The organism is Candidatus Thiosymbion oneisti (assembly GCF_004359955.1).
Taxonomy (GTDB): Bacteria; Pseudomonadota; Gammaproteobacteria; order Chromatiales; family Chromatiaceae; genus Thiosymbion; species Thiosymbion oneisti.
The window spans coordinates 219,857-237,483 of the sequence record NZ_SMSC01000001.1 but is presented as its reverse complement, the minus strand read 5'-3'; the positions used below and the strand labels follow the sequence as shown (position 1 = coordinate 237,483).

Genomic DNA, 17,627 nt, shown 5'->3' with positions numbered 1-17,627 from the left:
AATTCGCAGCCGCGCTCGCACCGCCGTGAGCGGGATGTGTGTTAGTATGCATCCTGTGAGACTGACCGCAAGCCAGAGCCGAACTGTCGTAAGGGCCATCCGAGACCGCGACCCGCAAGCCGAGATCTATCTTTTCGGATCGAGGATCAATGATGAGGGTCGGGGGGGTGATATCGACTTGTTGGTGATCTCGAAGCAGATCGACCTCATGACCAAGTTGGACATACTCGGCGAGATCCATCGTCGGCTCGGAGACAGGTGCATCGACCTGGTAGTGACGCCTGACCCGACCCCACCATTCATGCGTATTGCTCAAGCGGAAGGGATCCGCTTGTGAAACCTGAAAGACTGGCGCTACTGGAAGACGAGTTGCGAGTCCTGGAGAAGGCAACAGAGCACCTCGGCTACTCCATCGATCGAGTCCAAGCTCTAAAGGACAAGCCTCAGTGGACACCCGAAGAGCTGGAGCGCTTCGAATCCCTCGCCAGCCGCTTCTCCCGACTCGCCGATCTGCATATTCAGCGCGTTATGCGACTGATAGACGATCTGGAGCTGGTCCCCAAGGGCAGCTTGCTGGATCGTATAGAGCGGGCGGAGAAAAGAGGCTGGATCGCAGCCCCCGATCTCGTGCGTATTCGCGAGCTGCGTAACCTGATCGCACACGAATACGTCGAGGACAGGCTTCATGAGCTGCACCTTGCCGTACTCGAGCTTACTCCTCTGCTTATCGAGCTGACGCCAAAGGTTGCCGCTTTTGGACGCGTGCTGATCGCAAGGTACGGCGGCTTGGGGGCTGTCTCATAGCACTATTCAGGATTGCTTTTAACCAGACAGCTTCCGAGACATTTTGCGTGCCGACTAAGGTATGGAGAGGAGGATGGGTCGGCGTAGGGTGGGCAAAGCAAGCACCTAGCAAGATGGTCTAGGGCTGTGGTCATTCCGCGGAGGGTCCCGCACCGCGGCTGCTTGTTAGGAGGCACAAAGCGGGCGTGCCTATCGGCTGTTGAGCACGGCGCGATATGGGCCGTCGGCTCGACCGCCGGTTGGGCAGTACGCGCCTTTGCCCAACCTACCAACTTTTCAGTCAGGTAGGCTGGGTTGAGGTACGGGTAGTGGTAAATCTTTAACTGGCAGAGGATAGGTCAGACCGCTATGCAGGTCGGCAGACTTGGACTATCAACCACTCTATCAGTTAGAAATTTACCACTATCGAGGTACGAAACCCAGCACCATGAACTTGCTATCGATTTATCGTTCGGTTGCCCTGGGGTTTGTCCCGCCAGTTTCACCGCGACACCCTGGGAATCGGGTCGTTACCGCGCCAAGGGCTGATCGCCTCCACCGGATAGACGCACGCCCTTCAGCGCATTGAGCAGGATGCCGATCGTCGTTCCGTTATGCAGCAGAGCGCTGGCGACGGGGGATAGCCACCCGGAGATGGCGCCCCCGAGGATGGCGGTGTTGATACCGACGGCCGCTTTGAAGTTGCCGCGGATCAGGCCCATGGTCTTGGCCGCGATCTCGCGGGCGTCGGCGACGGCGCTCAGGCGATCGTCCATGAGCGCGCCGTGGGAGATGTGTTGCAGGTCCCACTCCTTGGCCGCCTCCACTACCGCTTCGGCGACCGGGTGTCTGGCATGCTCCTCGACGGACGCCACCAGTGCGAGCAGGCCTTCCTCCGTACAGCCATCGTCACGGGCCAGAACGAGCACATCGGTCACGATCAGCTCGCTGTGGGTCAGCGTACCCGTCTTGTCGAAGACCAGGGTGTCGATCTCGGCCAGGTGCTCGATGGCCTCGCCGCCCTTCATCAGGACACCGTGCTCGGCCGCGCGGTAGATGCCGGACTTGAAGGCCACCGGGGTACCGAGCTTGAGCGCACAGGAGTAATCGACCAGGAAGACGGATTGCAGCTGGGTCAAATCCGGGGTGAGGGCATAGACGATGCCGCCGGTGCCCAGCGTGAGGTAGACGCGCTTATCCGCCAGCTCCTCGGCCAGGCGCTGGGTGTCCGAGCGTTTGGACAGGGACTCCTGAATGAACCGGGAGACCCGGGCCGTCGTGGTGTCGGCGCCCACTTGGACCGCCTCGACGCGGATTTGTCCCTCCTCCAGCACCGAGCCTGCGATCACACGCTTGGGTGCTTCCCTAAGCACCGGGACGTCCTCACCGGTGACGGCCGCTTGATTGACCAGGGCCACGCCGTCCACGACCCGCCCGTCCACCGGGACCGTCTCGCCCACACCGACAGTAACGATCTCGCCCTTGCACACTTCGTCGCCGTTGATCTGGACCAGCTCGCCGTCCCGCTCCACCCAGGCCATGGCGGGCTCGGGACGCAGGAGCCGGCGCAGCAGCCGATCGGACTGACGCTCGGTGCGCCGCTCCAGGAACTCGCCCAAACTCAGCAGCAAGTCGGTGATGTTCGCGGTGTAGACCTCGCCGTCGGCAGCGGCGAGCCCTACTGCCAGGGCGTCGAGGACCTCCATCTTGATGCCCTCCTTGATCAGCACATCGGCGCCCTTGACGAGCGTGGAGCCGACGTTGACGAAGGTCACCACTTTCTGCATCCGTGGCGTCAGGAAGGGCAGGACGGCCAAGGTCATGGCCGTGGTCACCATGGGGGTAAATTCGGCCTCGCGGATACTCTCATCACTGTAGCCAGGGATCACCTCACCGGGGAATCCTTCCAGCCGCTTGATTACGGCTTCGCGGCCGTCTCTCCCCCCCCTTGTAGCGCACGATCAGGGCTTTGGCCGCAGGGTTGGCGCGGACCTCCTCGACCGGCGATGCCGCTCCCATCCAGGACTCGACATCAGCTTGTTGCTCGGTCGGTCCGAACTGGCTAAGGAAGCAACCTGGTTTGAGGAACGGGAACTGATCTAGGTGGCTTGGTGCATTCGTATACTGTAAATGATAACCGTTAGCACTACTGATGTAAATGGGAATCTTTATCGTTTATCCCGAATCCGCACCGTAGATTCGATGATACCCACAATTCACAATGCCCGTGAATTCACGGCAGGAACCTGGTTTTTCTTTTAGGAGCAACGCCTTGTTTGTGATTCCATTCAGTTTTCACTGCTACCTGTAACGGCTTGCGAACATAATCAGTTGGGCTCGCAAACATCCGGTTTTGCGGGCCGTTACAACTAATCGAGCCAGCGTATCCAGGTAATAGATACGCTGCCCTTCGGACGATTTCGATGGACCATAGACCAGGGCCGGATGGAGGTTACGTGCCGGCGCGGCCCCGGCGCGGGCCTCCTGCTCGCCGGCGACCGGGGTCACGCAGGCCTCGGGGTACCGGGGCCGGTTCCTGCGCGGTGTCTTGATCAGGGCAAAACGCTCTTCCAGGGACTTGGACTCCGGGTCCATGAGGATCTGGGGCATACTTGTGACTCGAGGCTGTGATCACTACCCCGAATGGTGCCGGTGCCGCCGGCTCGGATCAAGCTCAAAACTTCCAACCGCACCGTGCAAGCATGGCGCCGATTTCTGCTATTCTTTGTAGGAACTTTCGTTTATCGAGAAGCTCCCGGATGATCGCCCATCACGCACTGGTACTAAACCTCCACCAGCCCCCGGACAACCTGCAGAATCTGCTGAACGACGGCAATTGGGAGGCCAAGGAGATTCTCTACGCCCTCGATCGAATCCCGCGCAGCCTGTGGGGCTCGGAGGACGTGGCACGGGTCCATTTATCCCTGTCCGGGACCCTGTTGGAGACCCTGAACAACCCGGGGTTTCAGCAACGGGTCTACGGTGTCGTCGACTGCGGCTCCCTGTTGTGGCACTTCCAGAACCAGGATGTGTTCGAGATCCTGGGGACGGGTTTTTACCATCCGGTATTACCCCTGATCCCCGAGACGGACCGGCACCAACAGCTGCAGCGCTGGCTGGGCATTGCGCGTCATATCCTCTGGCGCCCACGCTTTCAAGGTTTCTGGCCGCCGGAGATGGGTTTTGCCATGGAGCTCATCCCCCTGCTGCGGTCCTTCGACTATCGCTATGTGTTGGTAGACAGCGAACACCTGGAGCCGGTCACGCCCATGAGCTGGCAGGAGCTCCGTTACCGGCCCCATATCGCGCGCCACGGTGAGGATGAGATCCTGGTCATCGTCCGTGATCGGGACCTATCCAATGCCCAAGAGGCGGGCATGGATGTGGATTGGTTCAACAACGAGGTCGCCGAGCGCACCAAGTGGTGCGACTTCGTCCCGCTGGTGACCACCTGTACCGACGGCGAAAACGGTGGTTGGTTCCGCAATACCACGGCCGGGGCCAACTTCTGGAGCGCCTTTTACCTGCCGCTCCTGGAGCGGGTCCGCGCTGGCCAATCCGCAGTGTCTCCGACCTTTATCAGCGACTATTTGAACCTGCACGGTGCCCACGGCGAGGTACGGGTTCGCACCGGGGCCTGGAACACCGGCTGGCACGACGGGCACGGTTTCATCCAATGGACCGGCTCCGACCGACAGCGGACGGCCCTGGGCGCAATCGGAACGCTCAGCGCGGCGGTTCAAGAAGCCGCCTGGCAGGCCGCCGAGCGGGGTATTGCGGACGACCCGGGTTTCCAACAGGATCTGGAGGAGGCCACCTGGCGCCTGTTGCGGGCGGAGACCAGTTGCAACTTTTACTGGGGCGAGGACTGGGTCCAGCGTTCCGATGCGGATATGGCCGCATCTTGGGAGGCCCTGAACCACGCCCGGGCGCGCTTGGGATAAGGTGCGCCCCCACCGTCCCGTCACCCCAAATCGACTCCTTGCACCTCGCCTGCCGAATGCTTCACGGCAAGGGGTACAATTCCCAATGCTATTAAGTTAGCGGTTGGCCGCTTGCCGTGGTGGGTCGGAATACGAAAGAGAAAACGACGAATCGGCGCGAACAAGATCCCTCCCTTCGGTTCGGGATGACAATTTCGTGAAGATTCGCGTGATTCGTCGTTTCTTTTCTTACTTTGCCGACCGGTAACGCTTAACTTAATGACAGGTATAATTCCTCCGTCGCCGAACCATAGACAGTCCCTCGACAACGAGAACCAATAACGAGACCAATACCGTGAACCAGTTACCCGAATATGTGGAAGGTGTACCCAATGTGTCCGGCAATGAGGCCGCAGTCGAGCAGGCGCTGGCCATCGGTGCCGGTAAGGCCCTATTCAAGGACCGTGGGGGCGTGGACTTCGGCACCATCCGCGCCGCTACGGCCATCGCCCTCCACCAACATCAGCCCCTGATCCCCGCCGGGGGCGACGACCTGGGCACGGCGGCCATCATCAGCAATCTGCAATACATGGCGGAACACCCGGACATCGGCGATAACCACAACGCCGAGACCTTTGCCTGGTGCTACAAGCGCATGGGCGAGTTCATTCCCCAGCTGGTAGGAGAGGGCAAATCGCCGCGGGTCATGCTGGAGTACTCGGGTACCCTGCTGCACGGGTTGCGTCATATGGGGCGTGACGACGTCGTCGACGCCCTCAAGACCATCACCTGCAATTCGGACTACGCCTGGACCACCGAATGGCTCGGTATGCCTTGGGGCCATGCGGTGGCCCCCTCGACGCCGGTGCAGGACTACCGCCTGCACGTGCGGGCCTGGCAGCACCACTTCGCCGCCATCTTCGGCTGGGAGGCCCTGGAGCGGGTGCGCGGCTTCTCGCCTTCGGAGATGGCCCTGCCCAACCATCCCGACGTGGCCTATGAGTTCGTCAAGACCCTCAAGGACTGTGGCTACCAGTGGGTCCTGGTCCAGGAGCACACGGTCGAACAACCGGAGAACGGCTGGCATCCGCAGCGTCCCCATCTGCCCCACCGCCTGGTATGCACCAACTCGCGGGGAGAGACGGCGAGCATCATCGCCATCGTCAAGACCCAGGGCTCGGACACCAAGCTGGTGGCCCAGATGCAGCCCTGGTACGAGGCCCAGGGGCTGAACCGCCTCGAGCTGGCAGGCAAATCCGTGCCGCCCCTGGTCACCCAGATCGCCGACGGGGAGAACGGGGGGGTCATGATGAATGAGTTCCCGGACAAGTTCATGGAGGCCGTGCGGCAGTCCAGCGGGTCCGAGGTGCCGCTCATGAACGCCAGCGAGTATCTGGAGCACCTGTTCGCCATGGGAGTAAAGGAATCCGACCTGCCCGAGCTCCAGCCCCTATTCCACCACCAGATTTGGGACCGGATGACCCCCGGCGACGGACCCGAACGCCTGAAGAAGGTGATCGAGGCGCTCAAGCAGTCGGACCACAGCTTCCATATGGAAGGCGGCAGCTGGACCAACGACCTGTCCTGGGTGCGGGGCTACGACAATGTGCTGGGGCCCATGGAAGCGGTCAGTGCCCTGTTCAACGAGAAGGTACTGGTACCCGGTGTGTCCACCGGCGAACACCGCTACCGCAATGCCCTGTTCCACCTGATGAGCTCCCAGACCAGCTGCTATCGCTACTGGGGCCAAGGCCTGTGGACCGACTACGGACGGGAGCTCTGCCGGCGGGCAACCGAGATCCTGACCAAGGATTTCAAGTAGAAGAGAGAACTACGAATCGCGCGAATGCTCTCAACAACCGAAACATTGAGTGAGCAGGATCTTCACGGAAAAGTTAGCCGCAAATCAGCGCAAATGGACGCAACGGAATGAAGAATCGTCGATTGATTTGCGTTGAAAGGCTCGAATTGAGTATGGGAAAAATGAGCCGGTTGCTTCGATCTATCCGCGGATTACACAGGTCTTCACGGATTAAAAACAAAACAATCTGTGGCAATCTGCGTCATCTGCGGACAGAAAAGATCATCTGATCTTTTGCGACCGATTTGCGTTCATTTGCGGCAAAAAAACGGTTCCCATGTTATCGGTACTTCGGTACTAGCTTCCGGCTGCGGCCGGATTGCGTCGGTGCTAGTGCACCCGTGTCACCGGCCGCATCTGGGTATCGCAGGTACCGCCCACGGTGACGGCCTTCAGATTTTCCCTGCCGCGGCAATTCGTTCCACGATCACGGATCTTGCACTGGAGCCCCAGGGCCTTGCCGGATTCGAGCCAGGGTGGGGTACGGCGGTAGCGGCCAACGCTGCGATGGTTACAGCCGCGGGGAATCCCGTAGGGGGGGCAGGCGGAGGGGGATTTCAGAGAGACCTTGCGGGCATCCACCTCGAAGCCCGGATAGTTGTCGAGGATACGGATCAGGTCCTTCTCGGACGCCTCTTCGAATAGAAACTCCCGGAATCTGTAGCCGTTTTTGCCTTGGTTACCGACCTGGATCCGGGTGTTGGCGATCAGGGCGAAATCCGTTCCTTTTCTCGCCACTGCGCCCGACATGTACTCGACCCGCTGGTAGTTGGGAAAGCACTTGCCCATGGCCGGGGCGTGATAGTAGTGGCGGAGTGCTTTGACATCACTCAAGGACGCCTGGTGAAAGATGGCCTGCAAGTCCCGATCATTACCGAAGAGGATGCGCTGGACATCGCCCAGGTTCTGCTCGTACATGGCGCGAATCTTGGCGTAATAATCGGCGCCCTTGCCGCTGCTCAGGTCCGAGCGCAGGAAGCAGGAGGTAAGGCCGGAGATCTGGGTCAGATACTCGTCCCAGATGTTGTACTGAGACACCTTGGAGGAAACTCCCTGGTAATCTCCCGGAAATCGGCAACCTTGGCGTTTCAGGCAGGACTCGGCCCGGCCCCGGTTGCGGATGGACAAGGCGATGATGTTGCGCTCGCAGGCACCATAGGTATTGCAGCCCCGATCCAGGTGCCCCTCGTAAATGGCCGTGCGCATGGTGTAATCCAGGTGCTTGGCCTGAGCTATGGTCTGCTCCGACCATTGATTCCGATGGTCGGCGATGAATCGGCCCCAGGCACTGTTCAGGGCCTGCCGGCGTCCGCTGAGCTTGCGGTTTGCATCGGCGCAGTGGGACGAGTCGTGAAAGGTGCGAATGATTTCGTCCAGCTTATTGCGGGCCCCCTGTATGCGGCCGGTCCGTCCCGAGCCTGGAGGATCGAAGAAAGGCGCCTTGTTCAGGGCATACAGCTGCCGCACCCTGATCACATGTCTGACCCGACCGTCGCAGTGATGGTTTGCAACGCGCATCGACTTGCGCTGCGCAAAGGCGCGTTTGAACTTGTCCGTCGCGGTCGGCACGGCCCTGCGGGGATCCACGAGGATCCGGAATCCCACATAGGGGGTACCCTTCTCGTCGGTCAAGGCTTGACCGTCGCGGATGACCAAACAGGGGATGAGCGAGGTCCCCTGAGCCAACGTCCCTGCCGGTGAGGATGGCCCCTGCTTGCGAAACGACTCGATCTCGTAATAGGGCAGGTCCCGCTTGCCGTTGAACTTGTAGAGCGTCATCACCGGAGTGGCCGGTATGTCCGCTGGGGATAAACCGGTCCCTACCAGGCCGACGGCAAACAGGAGAGACAAGAAAACTGGATTCTTCACGGCTCGAAGCCTGTCTGGCTAAAATGGATCCTCGCGTCGTGTTGGGTTACGGTGCGTTTGGCCTTGTTGCTGTACTTCGAGATCGGACAGCGCGCCTAACCCAACCTACACGCTGATTATGTGTCGGGTCCGCGGTGCGGACGGCTGGGATGTTGCGGCCATCTAGCCTGTGAAAACCATTGGTTGGTGCAGATAACAACCGGAAAGAGAACCACAGATGAACACGGATCGACACGGATTTGTCTCCATCCGTGTCGATCCGTGTCTATCCGTGGTTCGAGATAGCGAGGATTAGATCGTTTGTTAATTGAGAACACCCCCTAGCGGACGATCAGCGAGCTTTTGGGCATCGAACGCAACACGTCAAACCTTGTCCCGACGTAGGAGGGATCTTTTCCCTCCAGACAACGCCAAATCATTCAGGATTGCTGCGACTGCCGGCAATCACTCTACCCCTGTCTCGACAACCTGTAGCTTGGTCCCTACCCGCAGGGGGCGTACCAAGGGCTTGAGTGCCGCCAGATCTGGCGGCAGTCGAGACAGTTCCTCCTTAGCCGCGGCAGAGTCCGGGTGGAGACTGTGGATGATCGAATGCCAGGGACGCCTCTGATGGGTCTCGCGAATAACATAGACCCGCGCGGGTAATAATCCCTTTTGGGCCGTAAACCTATCCAGTGCCCTGCGGTTGAAGAAGCCGATGAGCTGGAGGCCGTAGCCGCCCGCTGAGACAACATGGGTTTTCTCGAGGCCCGAGGCACCGGCGTCGGTCTCGGCAGCCGCGGGAACATCGCTCCCCATGGCCCCCGGACTCTTCACCTTTGCAGCTTCCACTAGCGGCGAGCTTTCCTCGCCATTTCCGGCATTCTCCGTACCATCAGACACATCCGGAGTGGATGTTGGAGCAACCTCGGGCGTGGCCGCAGATGACTCCAATCCTGTCTCGATAACCTGTAGCTTGGCCCCTTTCTGCAGGGCGCGTATCCAGGGCTTGAGTGCCACCAGATCTGCTGGCAGTCGAGACAGCTCCTCCTTAGCCGCGTCATAGTCCGGGTGCAGGCTATGGATGATCGTATGCCAGGAACGTCCCCGATAGGTCTCGCGAATAACATAGACCCGCGCGGGTAATCCCTTCCGGGCCGCAAACTTATCCAGTGTCCTGTGGTTGAAGAAGCCGATCAGCTGGAGGCCATAGCCGTTCTCCGAGACAACATGGGTTTGCCCGAGGTCCGAGGCACTGGCGTCGGTCCCGGCAGCCACGGAAAGATTGCTGCCTATGGCCTCCGGACGCTTTACCCCCAAGGTTTCCATCGCCGGCGGACTTCCCTCAGGCTTCTCCGGCGCGCTGCCGGCATTCTCCGTACCATCAGCCCCATCCGTGGTGGACATTGCGGCAACCTTGGGCGTGACCGGACCGGCATCCGCGAACCGGGGGGCCGCCGGATCTTGGGCGCGGTCCCTCCGCGCTGCATCGGAGCGTCGTGTTTCCACCGCGAGGCGGCCTTCGGCCTGTTCACCAGGGGTCCGCTCGGTGGCAAAAGACGCCTGTGCGGCCGGCTTTTCATCCTTATCCGGTCCCTCCGACGCGGCCCTAACCTCTGCGACTTGCGCGGCAACCTTGGGCGTGGCCGGACCGGCATCCGTGAGCTGGGGGGTCGCCGAGTCTTGGGCGCGGTCCCTCCGCGCTGCATCGGGGCGTCGTGTTTCCACTGCGAGGCGGCCTTCGGCCTGCTCACCAGGGGTCCGCTCGGTGGCAAAGGACGCCTGTGCGGCCGGCTCTTCACCCTTATCCGGTCCCTCCGACGCGGCCCTAACCTCTGCGACTTGCGTGGTCACCTGATCGGGCCTTTCCCGCACCTGGCCCTGGCTCCTTTGCCCCTCGGAAAGGCTCGCGAGCCCTTGGTGAATTTCAGAAACCTCTGTGGCGACCCGAGATGACTCCAATGCAAGCTGACGATAGACCAGGAAGAGGGCGATAGCGAAGAGGACCGCGAACAGCATCAGCCCGCCCAGGAGCCGGGCGTGGCGCTGCAAACGCTTATCGAGCGCATCGTGCTGGGTCTGCTGGACCCGTTGGAGTCGGGACGTGGTTGTCCGAAAATCGTCGTCCACGTCCGCGATGCGTTCCACCAGCACCTTCTCATAATCGCGCAGCTGGGTGCGGTAATCCTCGAGCTCATCGGACAGGCCGGCTCGATCTACAGGCTGTTTTTTCGATCCTGTCGTCTGGGAACGCTTGGACTGCTCAGCCTTCTGCCGTTCGGGCCCGCTCGGCTGCGCCTTGGCAGCGGAGGGGTCTCCATTCGGTGCTTGCCGTTTGTGGGGTTGGTTCGCGTTTTTCACCGTTCGATTTTCCTCAGGTTCGGTTGGCGACAGGGTTACGGCAAGCTTAAGACCAGTGAGCCAATTCCCATGTTACCAAAGCGATGAAGGGCAGATTATTCCGGGGCGGCGAGCCCACCGCTCGGCGGGCAATCGCGCCCGCGCGGATTTGGTCATCCTGCATCGCTGATGACCCAAGCCGCAGAACGGACGACTGGCCGGACTTTAACCACCGATGCGTTTGATGATGCGCTTGACATAGGCCTGGGTCTCCGCATACGGAGGGATGCCCTGATAACGCTCCACGACCCTTTCGCCGGCATTGTAGCCGGCCAACGCCAGCTTCACATCGCCATCGAAATGGTCGAGTAGCCAACGCAGATAGGCCATACCTCCCTTCAAGTTCTGCTCCGGGTCCCAGATATCCCGGACCCCGAAACGTTTTGCCGTCGCTGGGATCAGCTGCATCAGGCCCCGGGCGTTCCTGGAGGAGAGTGCCTGGGGGTTGAAGCCGGACTCGGCTTCGATCACGGCGAACACCAGGTTCGGATCCAGTCGATACTGCGGTGCCATGGAACGCACCATACGGTCGATTTCTTTGGAAACAGAGAAGGGGGGGATATGGTCGGCAACCTGCATATCGGTGGGCAATGGACAGGATACCGCACGCTGGGGCCTGTCCTGCATCTTGAGGATCTCGAGCATCGCCTGGGCCTTGCGGCTCTTGTCCTTGACCGCCTCCCGGTACCAAGCGGTGGCGAGCTCCCAGTCGCGTTCTATGCCCTGTCCAAACGCGTAGAGCTGGCCGAGCTCGAACTTGGCGTCCATGTCTCCTTTACGAGCGGACTTGCAGAAGAGCTTAATAGCTTTATGGGTATCCTTAGCCACACCGACACCCCGCGCATAACGGTGCCCCCAGGCCGTAAGCTCGTGCTTGTCGTTGGAAGCATAGATCTGCTCAAACGACGGCCCTTGATTGGCGGCGACGCAGGAAAATGCGAGAACGGTCAGCAATAGGGTCAGAAAGGCGACTTTTGTTGTATGTTGTGTTTGCATATCTTCGATGCCCCGACAACCTCAATCACTCGCCTTCGGGGGCCAAGGGAAACGCGCAGCACTTTTCACGGTTTGCCCCGAAGGGGTTGTTAGCCTTTATCCGTGCTTTTGTCCACCCTTTTCGAAGTGCGTCCATATCTTCCATTCTCGCGCGGTAGATAAACAGTAACGGCCCTGTCTGCGATACCCTTTGATACCTCCATATCCTTAAATCTTAAGGAGCCTTGACGCCAACCATAGGATGATCCCACAGGTCAGCGCTTCCTCCAGCCACACGAACTAAAGTGTATTTTCGGTCAAAAACGGTATTGATGCAACGCACAAGAGACCGGAAATATTAGCTCATGTAATCACCTATCTTAACATTTAAAAGGATTTATACACATTCGTCCGGGACGGCGCCCCAGAACAACCGAATGACCTATTAAATCAATAACTTAAAATTAAATCTTACTGTTAGGTTTAATTTATAACGGCTTTAACTTATTGATTTTAATAGATTTATTACTCGGTGCCCTGGGGCGGTGCCACAGGACGAGAGCGTGTCTTTATGAATCAATAAGTTATATTTAAACTTTATTATCATATTTGATCTACAACCAATTGGAATCATTGATTATGAAAATTTTATACGCGCCCACCCTAGGCGGCGCCAGGACCACCCTGGCCGCATCCGGTGGTTTTGTTAGAATTCGGGCCGTTTGATCATCTCTTCGCGCAGTATGTCCGCACACACTGGCCGTCTCCTACTGAGTCCGCAAGACCCATTTCTGCTCCCGGAACGGGCGCCCCTGACGGCTACACTATCCGAAGCCGGTCTTCTGGGGACTCCACTGGAAGGCCGCAACCAGGCATTCGCCGTCGGCGAGCGCTTCCTGCAGCTGGTGATCTTTGCGGGTTGCTCGGTCCGGATCGAACCCTCACCCATAGGCGAGGCTCCCTTCTGCCATATCCGGTTCACCGGTCCTTTCCGGCAGCCGGTATTCTTGAGCGGCCGTAATACCCGCCCGCCGCGATGCCGCAGCTGCCGCGGCCGATTGCGGAGTTGGCGGGAAGCCTTGTCCGATCGGGATAACGCTGGGGTGCAAATCACCTGCCCCGCCTGCGGTGAGGCGAGCCCGCCTTGGGGCTATGACTGGAAAGGGCAGGCGGGATTTGGACGCCTATTCATCCGAGTCGAGGAGGTCTTTCCCGGAGAGGCCACGCCTACGCTGGCGCTGATGGGGCTGCTCGAAGGCTCCAGCGGATGCAAATGGCAGCATTTCTACATTCAGGACGACTGAGAGTCTGGCATACGGCTGTTCTACTACGGAATCGAAGAAGCCGGTCAGATTTCCCGCTCGGTTTCGTTAAAGGTAGTGGTTAATATTTAAATGATTTGTTGGGTACGCCACCGTCCCTGGCGGCTTTGCCCAACCTACGAGCTTCGCCCCTCTCCCACCGGGAGAGGGGATGCAGCGCATGGCCTGCCCAACCCACGGCTATTGGCTATGTTTACACTTAAATCTTAACCACTACCTCATTAAATAGGCTTTCGCGCTCGTTCCCACGCTCCAGCGCCTGCCTGTGTGTGCCGCACGCAGACAGGTGGGAACGCCATCTTGTCCGCTCCAGCGGACTCAGCTCCTCGGTGCTAATAGGCGTTGGCGGTTAGCCTACCGAGGCGCTTAATCGACGCTGGAGCGTCAGATCCCTCCTCCGTCGGGACCAGGTCTGCTCCCACGCTGGAGCCTGGGGAGCCAGCCGAAAATCAATGCCAGTAGAAAATCAATAGGTTAGTTTTTAGACAGCCTCTTAAGCTTGCGCCCCAATCGAGCGCAAAATCTGCCTCGCCCCTTCGCTCCCTCGCTACGAACGTGTAAGCCAGACAGGCTCTTAAGAAAGCTCAGGTGGCAAGTTGGACCCCCTTAGGGAGGGCAACCTTCATACTCACGGGTAAATGGTCGGAAAGCGAATGGTCGAGGACCCGCACCCCTACCCCGATGATACGCAGGTTCCCGGAGGCGAGGATATGATCCAGGTTGCGCCGCGGGTACCAGCTGGGAAAGGTCTTGAACTCACAGTCGAGCCCGCGGAGGTCCGTATTCGCCACTAGATCCTTGAACGCACGGGAGTCGCAATCGCAATTGAAGTCCCCCATCATGACCACATAGGGGTAGTGGGCGGCCAATTCCCGAAGATAGTCGAGCTGGCGGCGGCGGGCCCTCCGTCCGAGGGCCAGGTGGAGGATACAGACGGCTAGGACGGACTCGTCGGTAGTTTCCAACTCCACGACCACCACCCCCCGTCCCGGAAATCCCGGAAGCTTGTACTTGGTTATTGCGGACGGACGCACCCGACTCAGGACGCCGTTGCTGTGCCGTGCAAGCCTTCCCAGGTTTCGATTGACCTGCTTATACCAATAGGGAAATTGGGCGTGATAGGCCAGATACTCGGTTTGGTCGACGAAACCGCTACGCAGACTGCCGGCGTCCACCTCCTGCAGACCGACGAAATCATACTCGTGCAGTATGGACGCGATGCGGCTCAGGTTGGGCAGATGCTCGCGGTGCGGCAGTACATGCTTCCAGCTTTTGGTCAGATACTCGCTGTACTGACGGGTAGAGATACCTGCCTGGATATTGTAGCTGAGCAGATGCAGCTGCTGCATGCTGACCCGGCGGTCTGGGACCGGCATGGGTAGGGTCCACATAGGACCGACATGCCATCAGCCTAGCGCAAAAGCAGGCGGTTCCCAACCCCCTACGCGGTCAGGCACCCATAGGGGCCCCTTTGCGAATGCCCTGCTGCACACCGGTCAGCTAGTCGGTGGTCGGCCAGTCGGTGAGGCCCTGTATGAACTGGGACACAGCGGCGATTTCCTCGTCGCTCATACGGCTGGCCACATCTCTCATCATCCCGTTCGGGTCGTTGGCACGGGCCCCGGTACGAAAGCCCTTGAGGGTCGAGTCGAGATACTGGGCGTGCTGTCCGGCGACGCGCGGGAATTTGGCCGCTCCCAGACCGGCGCCGGCCGGGCCGTGACAGCCGGTGCAGGCAGTAACTCCAGTGGCCGGGTTACCGCCGCGATAGATGCGCTCGCCCAGCTCCGCCGCTGCGGGATCCGTGGTCCCCGGCGTCTGCTGCTGGGTGGAGTAATAGGCAGCGATGTCCCGAAAGTCCTGTTCACTGAGGGGGATCATCTGGGGACCCATCTGGGCGTTTGCCCGGGCACCGCTCTTGAAATCCATCAGCTGCTTATAGATATATTGGGCATGCTGTCCGGCGAGCTTGGGCCAGGTCGGAACCAAGGCGTTTCCGTTCGGGCCGTGACAGGCCATACAAGCCGCCACCTTGGCCTTGCCCGCCGTAGCGTCACCTGCCGCGGCCTCGCCCGCTGCCTGGGTACCGCTGGAAATGAGCGCCGTTGCAACCGAAATCGAAATCAGCCAAGTCTTCATGGTATGTATCGCCCGCTTCTTGCTCGTAAATTGTCGCGGCAACGCCCGGTCGCCCTCTGCGGAAAACACGCGGATGTATATCAGAATATCCGCATATTGGTCAAATCGACCTTTAAGCAAACTGGTCCAAGAGGCGACGGTCCTCCTTGCCCGGATGCTCGAGCGCTTGGGTGTCCAGCCTGCGTCGGGAGAGATCATATAGGACATCGTTCAGTACCTCATCATGCCCCCGACAGAGGGCCAGGATCTGCCTGAGGGCGAGAATCTCCGCGGTAGCCTTCATAACCTCACCCCGGTTTCGTGCGCCAACCGAACGATGGGACGGCGATCACCTGCGGTCTCTATGAGCACGTCGATCCTGCGCTCCCCCAGCGACCTTTCCAGCCTGCCCAAAAAGCGGACCTTGCGCTTGAGATCCGGGGCACAAGCAGCTTGCGCGGGCCGAACCAACAGGTCGATATCGCCCCCGCGACACCGGTCATCCACCCGCGAGCCGAAGAGCCAAACCTGGGAGCCTTCACCAAAGCTCTCCTCCGCGGCTTGCCGGATAGCGGCGATCTGGTCTCGGGTCAGGCGCATCCTGCCAACAAGTAGCTTAACAAGAGGAAATCCGACAGCGGCAGGTTTCAGTATACCGGCAGGGCCGATCCTGATGCGGTCAGATGCCTTCGATATCAACCTTATGTCTCAACAGCGATTATTACCGGTGGCCCTACCGGGCAAACGCGTATAAATTCCCCTGAAAACATAGCTTTGACGGACCTGCCTGCTTGGTGTCTACCTCTGCCCGCCGGCAGGTAGCAGGTTAGACCGGCCCCCTGGGGTTGCAGCAGGCCAGGCAAGCGAGCCTAGCGACCAGCGGCTATGTCAGGTCCAGGGCGGGCGCGTATAAATTTCTTTTTGATTAACAAGTTACTACCAGCCGTGTCGATTGGGCAAAGCCGGGAACGCCGGCATCCTGCCGGTTCGTAGGTTGGGCAAAGCCGGATCAGGGACGATCCGGCGTGCCCAACATCAACATTTCGTTGGGCACGGCACACCGTCCAAAGATGCGGTTCGCTGCGCTCACCACATCTTACGGCCCTTGCTCAACCTACAAGATCATGTTTTCGGGAGGATTTATACGCGCTCGCCCTGATGTCAGGTCCCGTATGCCTTTACTCCTTTCCGGGGAAATGTATCATTGAATACTTTCGTGTCGGTCCCACGGAGTTGGGGTGGCATTTATCACGATCCTGCAGGAATCCTTTGCGATGTCCGAAACAGACTCAAGAAAACAGTCCGACCTTTTCGGCTTGATGCTCTTGCTGCTCGGGGCCCTGGTGATCTTCTACTTAGCGCGTCCACCGGTGCTCATGTTCCTGCACTACGCCCTCGGCATCTCTCGCCCGCAAGTAGATACCGGACCACCTCGCCCGGACCTGGCTTTGATTACTCCGCCGCCAGCGGTACCAATCAAGCCCCCACCTATTCCAGCGAGCCTCAGCACTCCCCATACGCCCACACGCTGGACCGATCCGATCGCCGGCACGCTCGATATGACAGCCCTGGATACTGACATCTTCACCCTCACGAACCAGGAACGCACCGGGCGCCAGCTCACCGCATTGGCAGAAGACCCGAAGCTCGCGAAGATCGCGATACGCCACAGCAAGGATATGGTGGACCGGGACTATCATGCCCACGTGTCACCGGATGGTGACGGTCCGGCCCAGCGCGTCGCCAAGCTCCATCGCACCCTATTCGGACTGACGCGGGAGAACGTCGCCCTGTACAGCTCCACCCCGATCCCGGTACCTGAGCTTGCGAGCCGGTTCAATACCCAGTGGATGAACAGCCTGGGCCACCGCCGTAATATCCTCGCTCAGGAGAATACCCACCTGGGTGTCGGCTGTTGGGATGCACCTGATCCGCATACGCAACCCAACACCATACGCAAGTGCACCCAGCTGTTCTCCCAGTCCTACGCCCACGCCGAGACACCGATTCCGGAGGAGGCCGATGCCGGTACCCACATCTTCCTCCGCCTGATCGTCGAACCCGGGCAGCCATTGCCGACCGCGATCGTCCAGACCGATCTACGGACCGACCGAGCGGTACCGAACGCTATGCCCGGCAAGCTCACGAATCAAGGCAGAGTTGCCGAAGGAAAGCTGCAACTCGTGGGTCCACCCGGTCTCTATGGCTTGAGCATCCAGGTGCCGTCGGATAGCGCCGGCATCTTCAGTGTGATTCCAGGGCCCTATGTGCGGGTTCGGTAGCGATGTGAATGCAGGGACCCCTGGGCTTGTCCTGTAAAACGACCTGCTACCTTATCGAGGCTTCGGATTGCGGCGCCCCTCTGGCGGTGATCCCATTGCGGTGTCAGGGTGAGAG

15 protein-coding genes are annotated in these 17,627 nt (G+C 59.8%); 6 read left to right on the top strand and 9 right to left on the bottom strand.

Annotated features, from left to right (window positions below; all coding sequences use genetic code 11):
- Both E1958_RS00960 and E1958_RS00955 read left to right on the top strand, forming a co-directional pair.
- A partial coding sequence (locus tag E1958_RS00960) for a nucleotidyltransferase domain-containing protein (protein ID WP_208108555.1) occupies nucleotides 1-337 on the top strand: 337 nt, incomplete at its 5' end.
- A complete protein-coding gene (locus tag E1958_RS00955; RefSeq protein ID WP_133510199.1) occupies nucleotides 334-804 on the top strand; it encodes a hypothetical protein in 471 nt (156 codons plus the stop codon). The genes E1958_RS00960 and E1958_RS00955, both read left to right, overlap by 4 nt.
- 509 nt (nucleotides 805-1,313) lie before the next feature.
- On the opposite strand, the gene E1958_RS00950 is transcribed toward E1958_RS00955, so the two are convergent.
- The gene (locus tag E1958_RS00950; RefSeq protein ID WP_243725213.1) at nucleotides 1,314-2,672 is read right to left on the bottom strand and encodes an HAD-IC family P-type ATPase; all 1,359 of its coding nucleotides are present in this window, start codon (nucleotides 2,670-2,672) and stop codon (nucleotides 1,314-1,316) included.
- A 412-nt stretch (nucleotides 2,673-3,084) separates the two neighbouring features.
- Nucleotides 3,085-3,393, bottom strand: coding sequence for a hypothetical protein (locus tag E1958_RS00945; protein WP_243448370.1), 309 nt, complete (start codon nucleotides 3,391-3,393; stop codon nucleotides 3,085-3,087).
- Nucleotides 3,394-3,542: 149 nt separating this feature from the next.
- Between E1958_RS00945 and E1958_RS00940 the strand changes: the two genes are divergently transcribed.
- Together E1958_RS00940 and E1958_RS00935 are read left to right on the top strand one after the other, a co-directional pair.
- Nucleotides 3,543-4,727: a polysaccharide deacetylase family protein gene (locus tag E1958_RS00940; RefSeq protein ID WP_133510198.1), complete on the top strand. Its 1,185-nt coding sequence runs from the start codon at nucleotides 3,543-3,545 to the stop codon at nucleotides 4,725-4,727.
- A 334-nt stretch (nucleotides 4,728-5,061) separates the two neighbouring features.
- Nucleotides 5,062-6,528 carry a glycosyl hydrolase family 57 gene (locus E1958_RS00935; RefSeq protein WP_133510197.1) on the top strand — a complete coding sequence of 489 codons (1,467 nt, stop codon included), beginning with the start codon at nucleotides 5,062-5,064 and terminating at the stop codon, nucleotides 6,526-6,528.
- A gap of 369 nt (nucleotides 6,529-6,897) precedes the next feature.
- Here the strand turns inward: E1958_RS00935 and E1958_RS00930 are convergent, their stop codons facing one another.
- From E1958_RS00930 to E1958_RS00920, 3 genes are all read right to left on the bottom strand, one after another.
- Complete coding sequence (locus E1958_RS00930) at nucleotides 6,898-8,436, bottom strand: hypothetical protein (protein WP_243725212.1); 1,539 nt, start codon at nucleotides 8,434-8,436, stop codon at nucleotides 6,898-6,900.
- A 444-nt stretch (nucleotides 8,437-8,880) separates the two neighbouring features.
- Nucleotides 8,881-10,776, bottom strand: a complete 1,896-nt coding sequence (locus tag E1958_RS00925; protein ID WP_133510196.1) for an SPOR domain-containing protein — start codon at nucleotides 10,774-10,776, stop codon at nucleotides 8,881-8,883.
- A 204-nt stretch (nucleotides 10,777-10,980) separates the two neighbouring features.
- Nucleotides 10,981-11,811, bottom strand: coding sequence for a transglycosylase SLT domain-containing protein (locus tag E1958_RS00920; protein ID WP_133510195.1), 831 nt, complete (start codon nucleotides 11,809-11,811; stop codon nucleotides 10,981-10,983).
- A gap of 722 nt (nucleotides 11,812-12,533) precedes the next feature.
- Here E1958_RS00920 and E1958_RS00915 point away from each other — a divergent pair.
- Nucleotides 12,534-13,094: a hypothetical protein gene (locus E1958_RS00915; RefSeq protein ID WP_133510194.1), complete on the top strand. Its 561-nt coding sequence runs from the start codon at nucleotides 12,534-12,536 to the stop codon at nucleotides 13,092-13,094.
- A 602-nt stretch (nucleotides 13,095-13,696) separates the two neighbouring features.
- Here the strand turns inward: E1958_RS00915 and E1958_RS00910 are convergent.
- From E1958_RS00910 to E1958_RS00900, 4 genes are all read right to left on the bottom strand, one after another.
- Nucleotides 13,697-14,488, bottom strand: a complete 792-nt coding sequence (locus E1958_RS00910) for an endonuclease/exonuclease/phosphatase family protein (RefSeq protein ID WP_341534733.1) — start codon at nucleotides 14,486-14,488, stop codon at nucleotides 13,697-13,699.
- A 124-nt stretch (nucleotides 14,489-14,612) separates the two neighbouring features.
- Entirely contained in the window at nucleotides 14,613-15,251 is a 639-nt protein-coding gene (locus E1958_RS00905) for a c-type cytochrome (protein ID WP_133510193.1), read from the bottom strand.
- Between the two features lie 112 nt (nucleotides 15,252-15,363).
- The gene (locus tag E1958_RS20000; RefSeq protein WP_165741759.1) at nucleotides 15,364-15,534 is read right to left on the bottom strand and encodes a hypothetical protein; all 171 of its coding nucleotides are present in this window, start codon (nucleotides 15,532-15,534) and stop codon (nucleotides 15,364-15,366) included.
- Entirely contained in the window at nucleotides 15,531-15,830 is a 300-nt protein-coding gene (locus E1958_RS00900; RefSeq protein WP_133510192.1) for a nucleotidyltransferase domain-containing protein, read from the bottom strand. The genes E1958_RS20000 and E1958_RS00900 overlap by 4 nt, the downstream gene beginning before the upstream one ends.
- A gap of 674 nt (nucleotides 15,831-16,504) precedes the next feature.
- On the opposite strand from E1958_RS00900, the gene E1958_RS00895 reads away from it, so the two are divergent.
- Nucleotides 16,505-17,512: a CAP domain-containing protein gene (locus tag E1958_RS00895; RefSeq protein ID WP_133510191.1), complete on the top strand. Its 1,008-nt coding sequence runs from the start codon at nucleotides 16,505-16,507 to the stop codon at nucleotides 17,510-17,512.
- Nucleotides 17,513-17,627 lie beyond the last annotated feature (115 nt).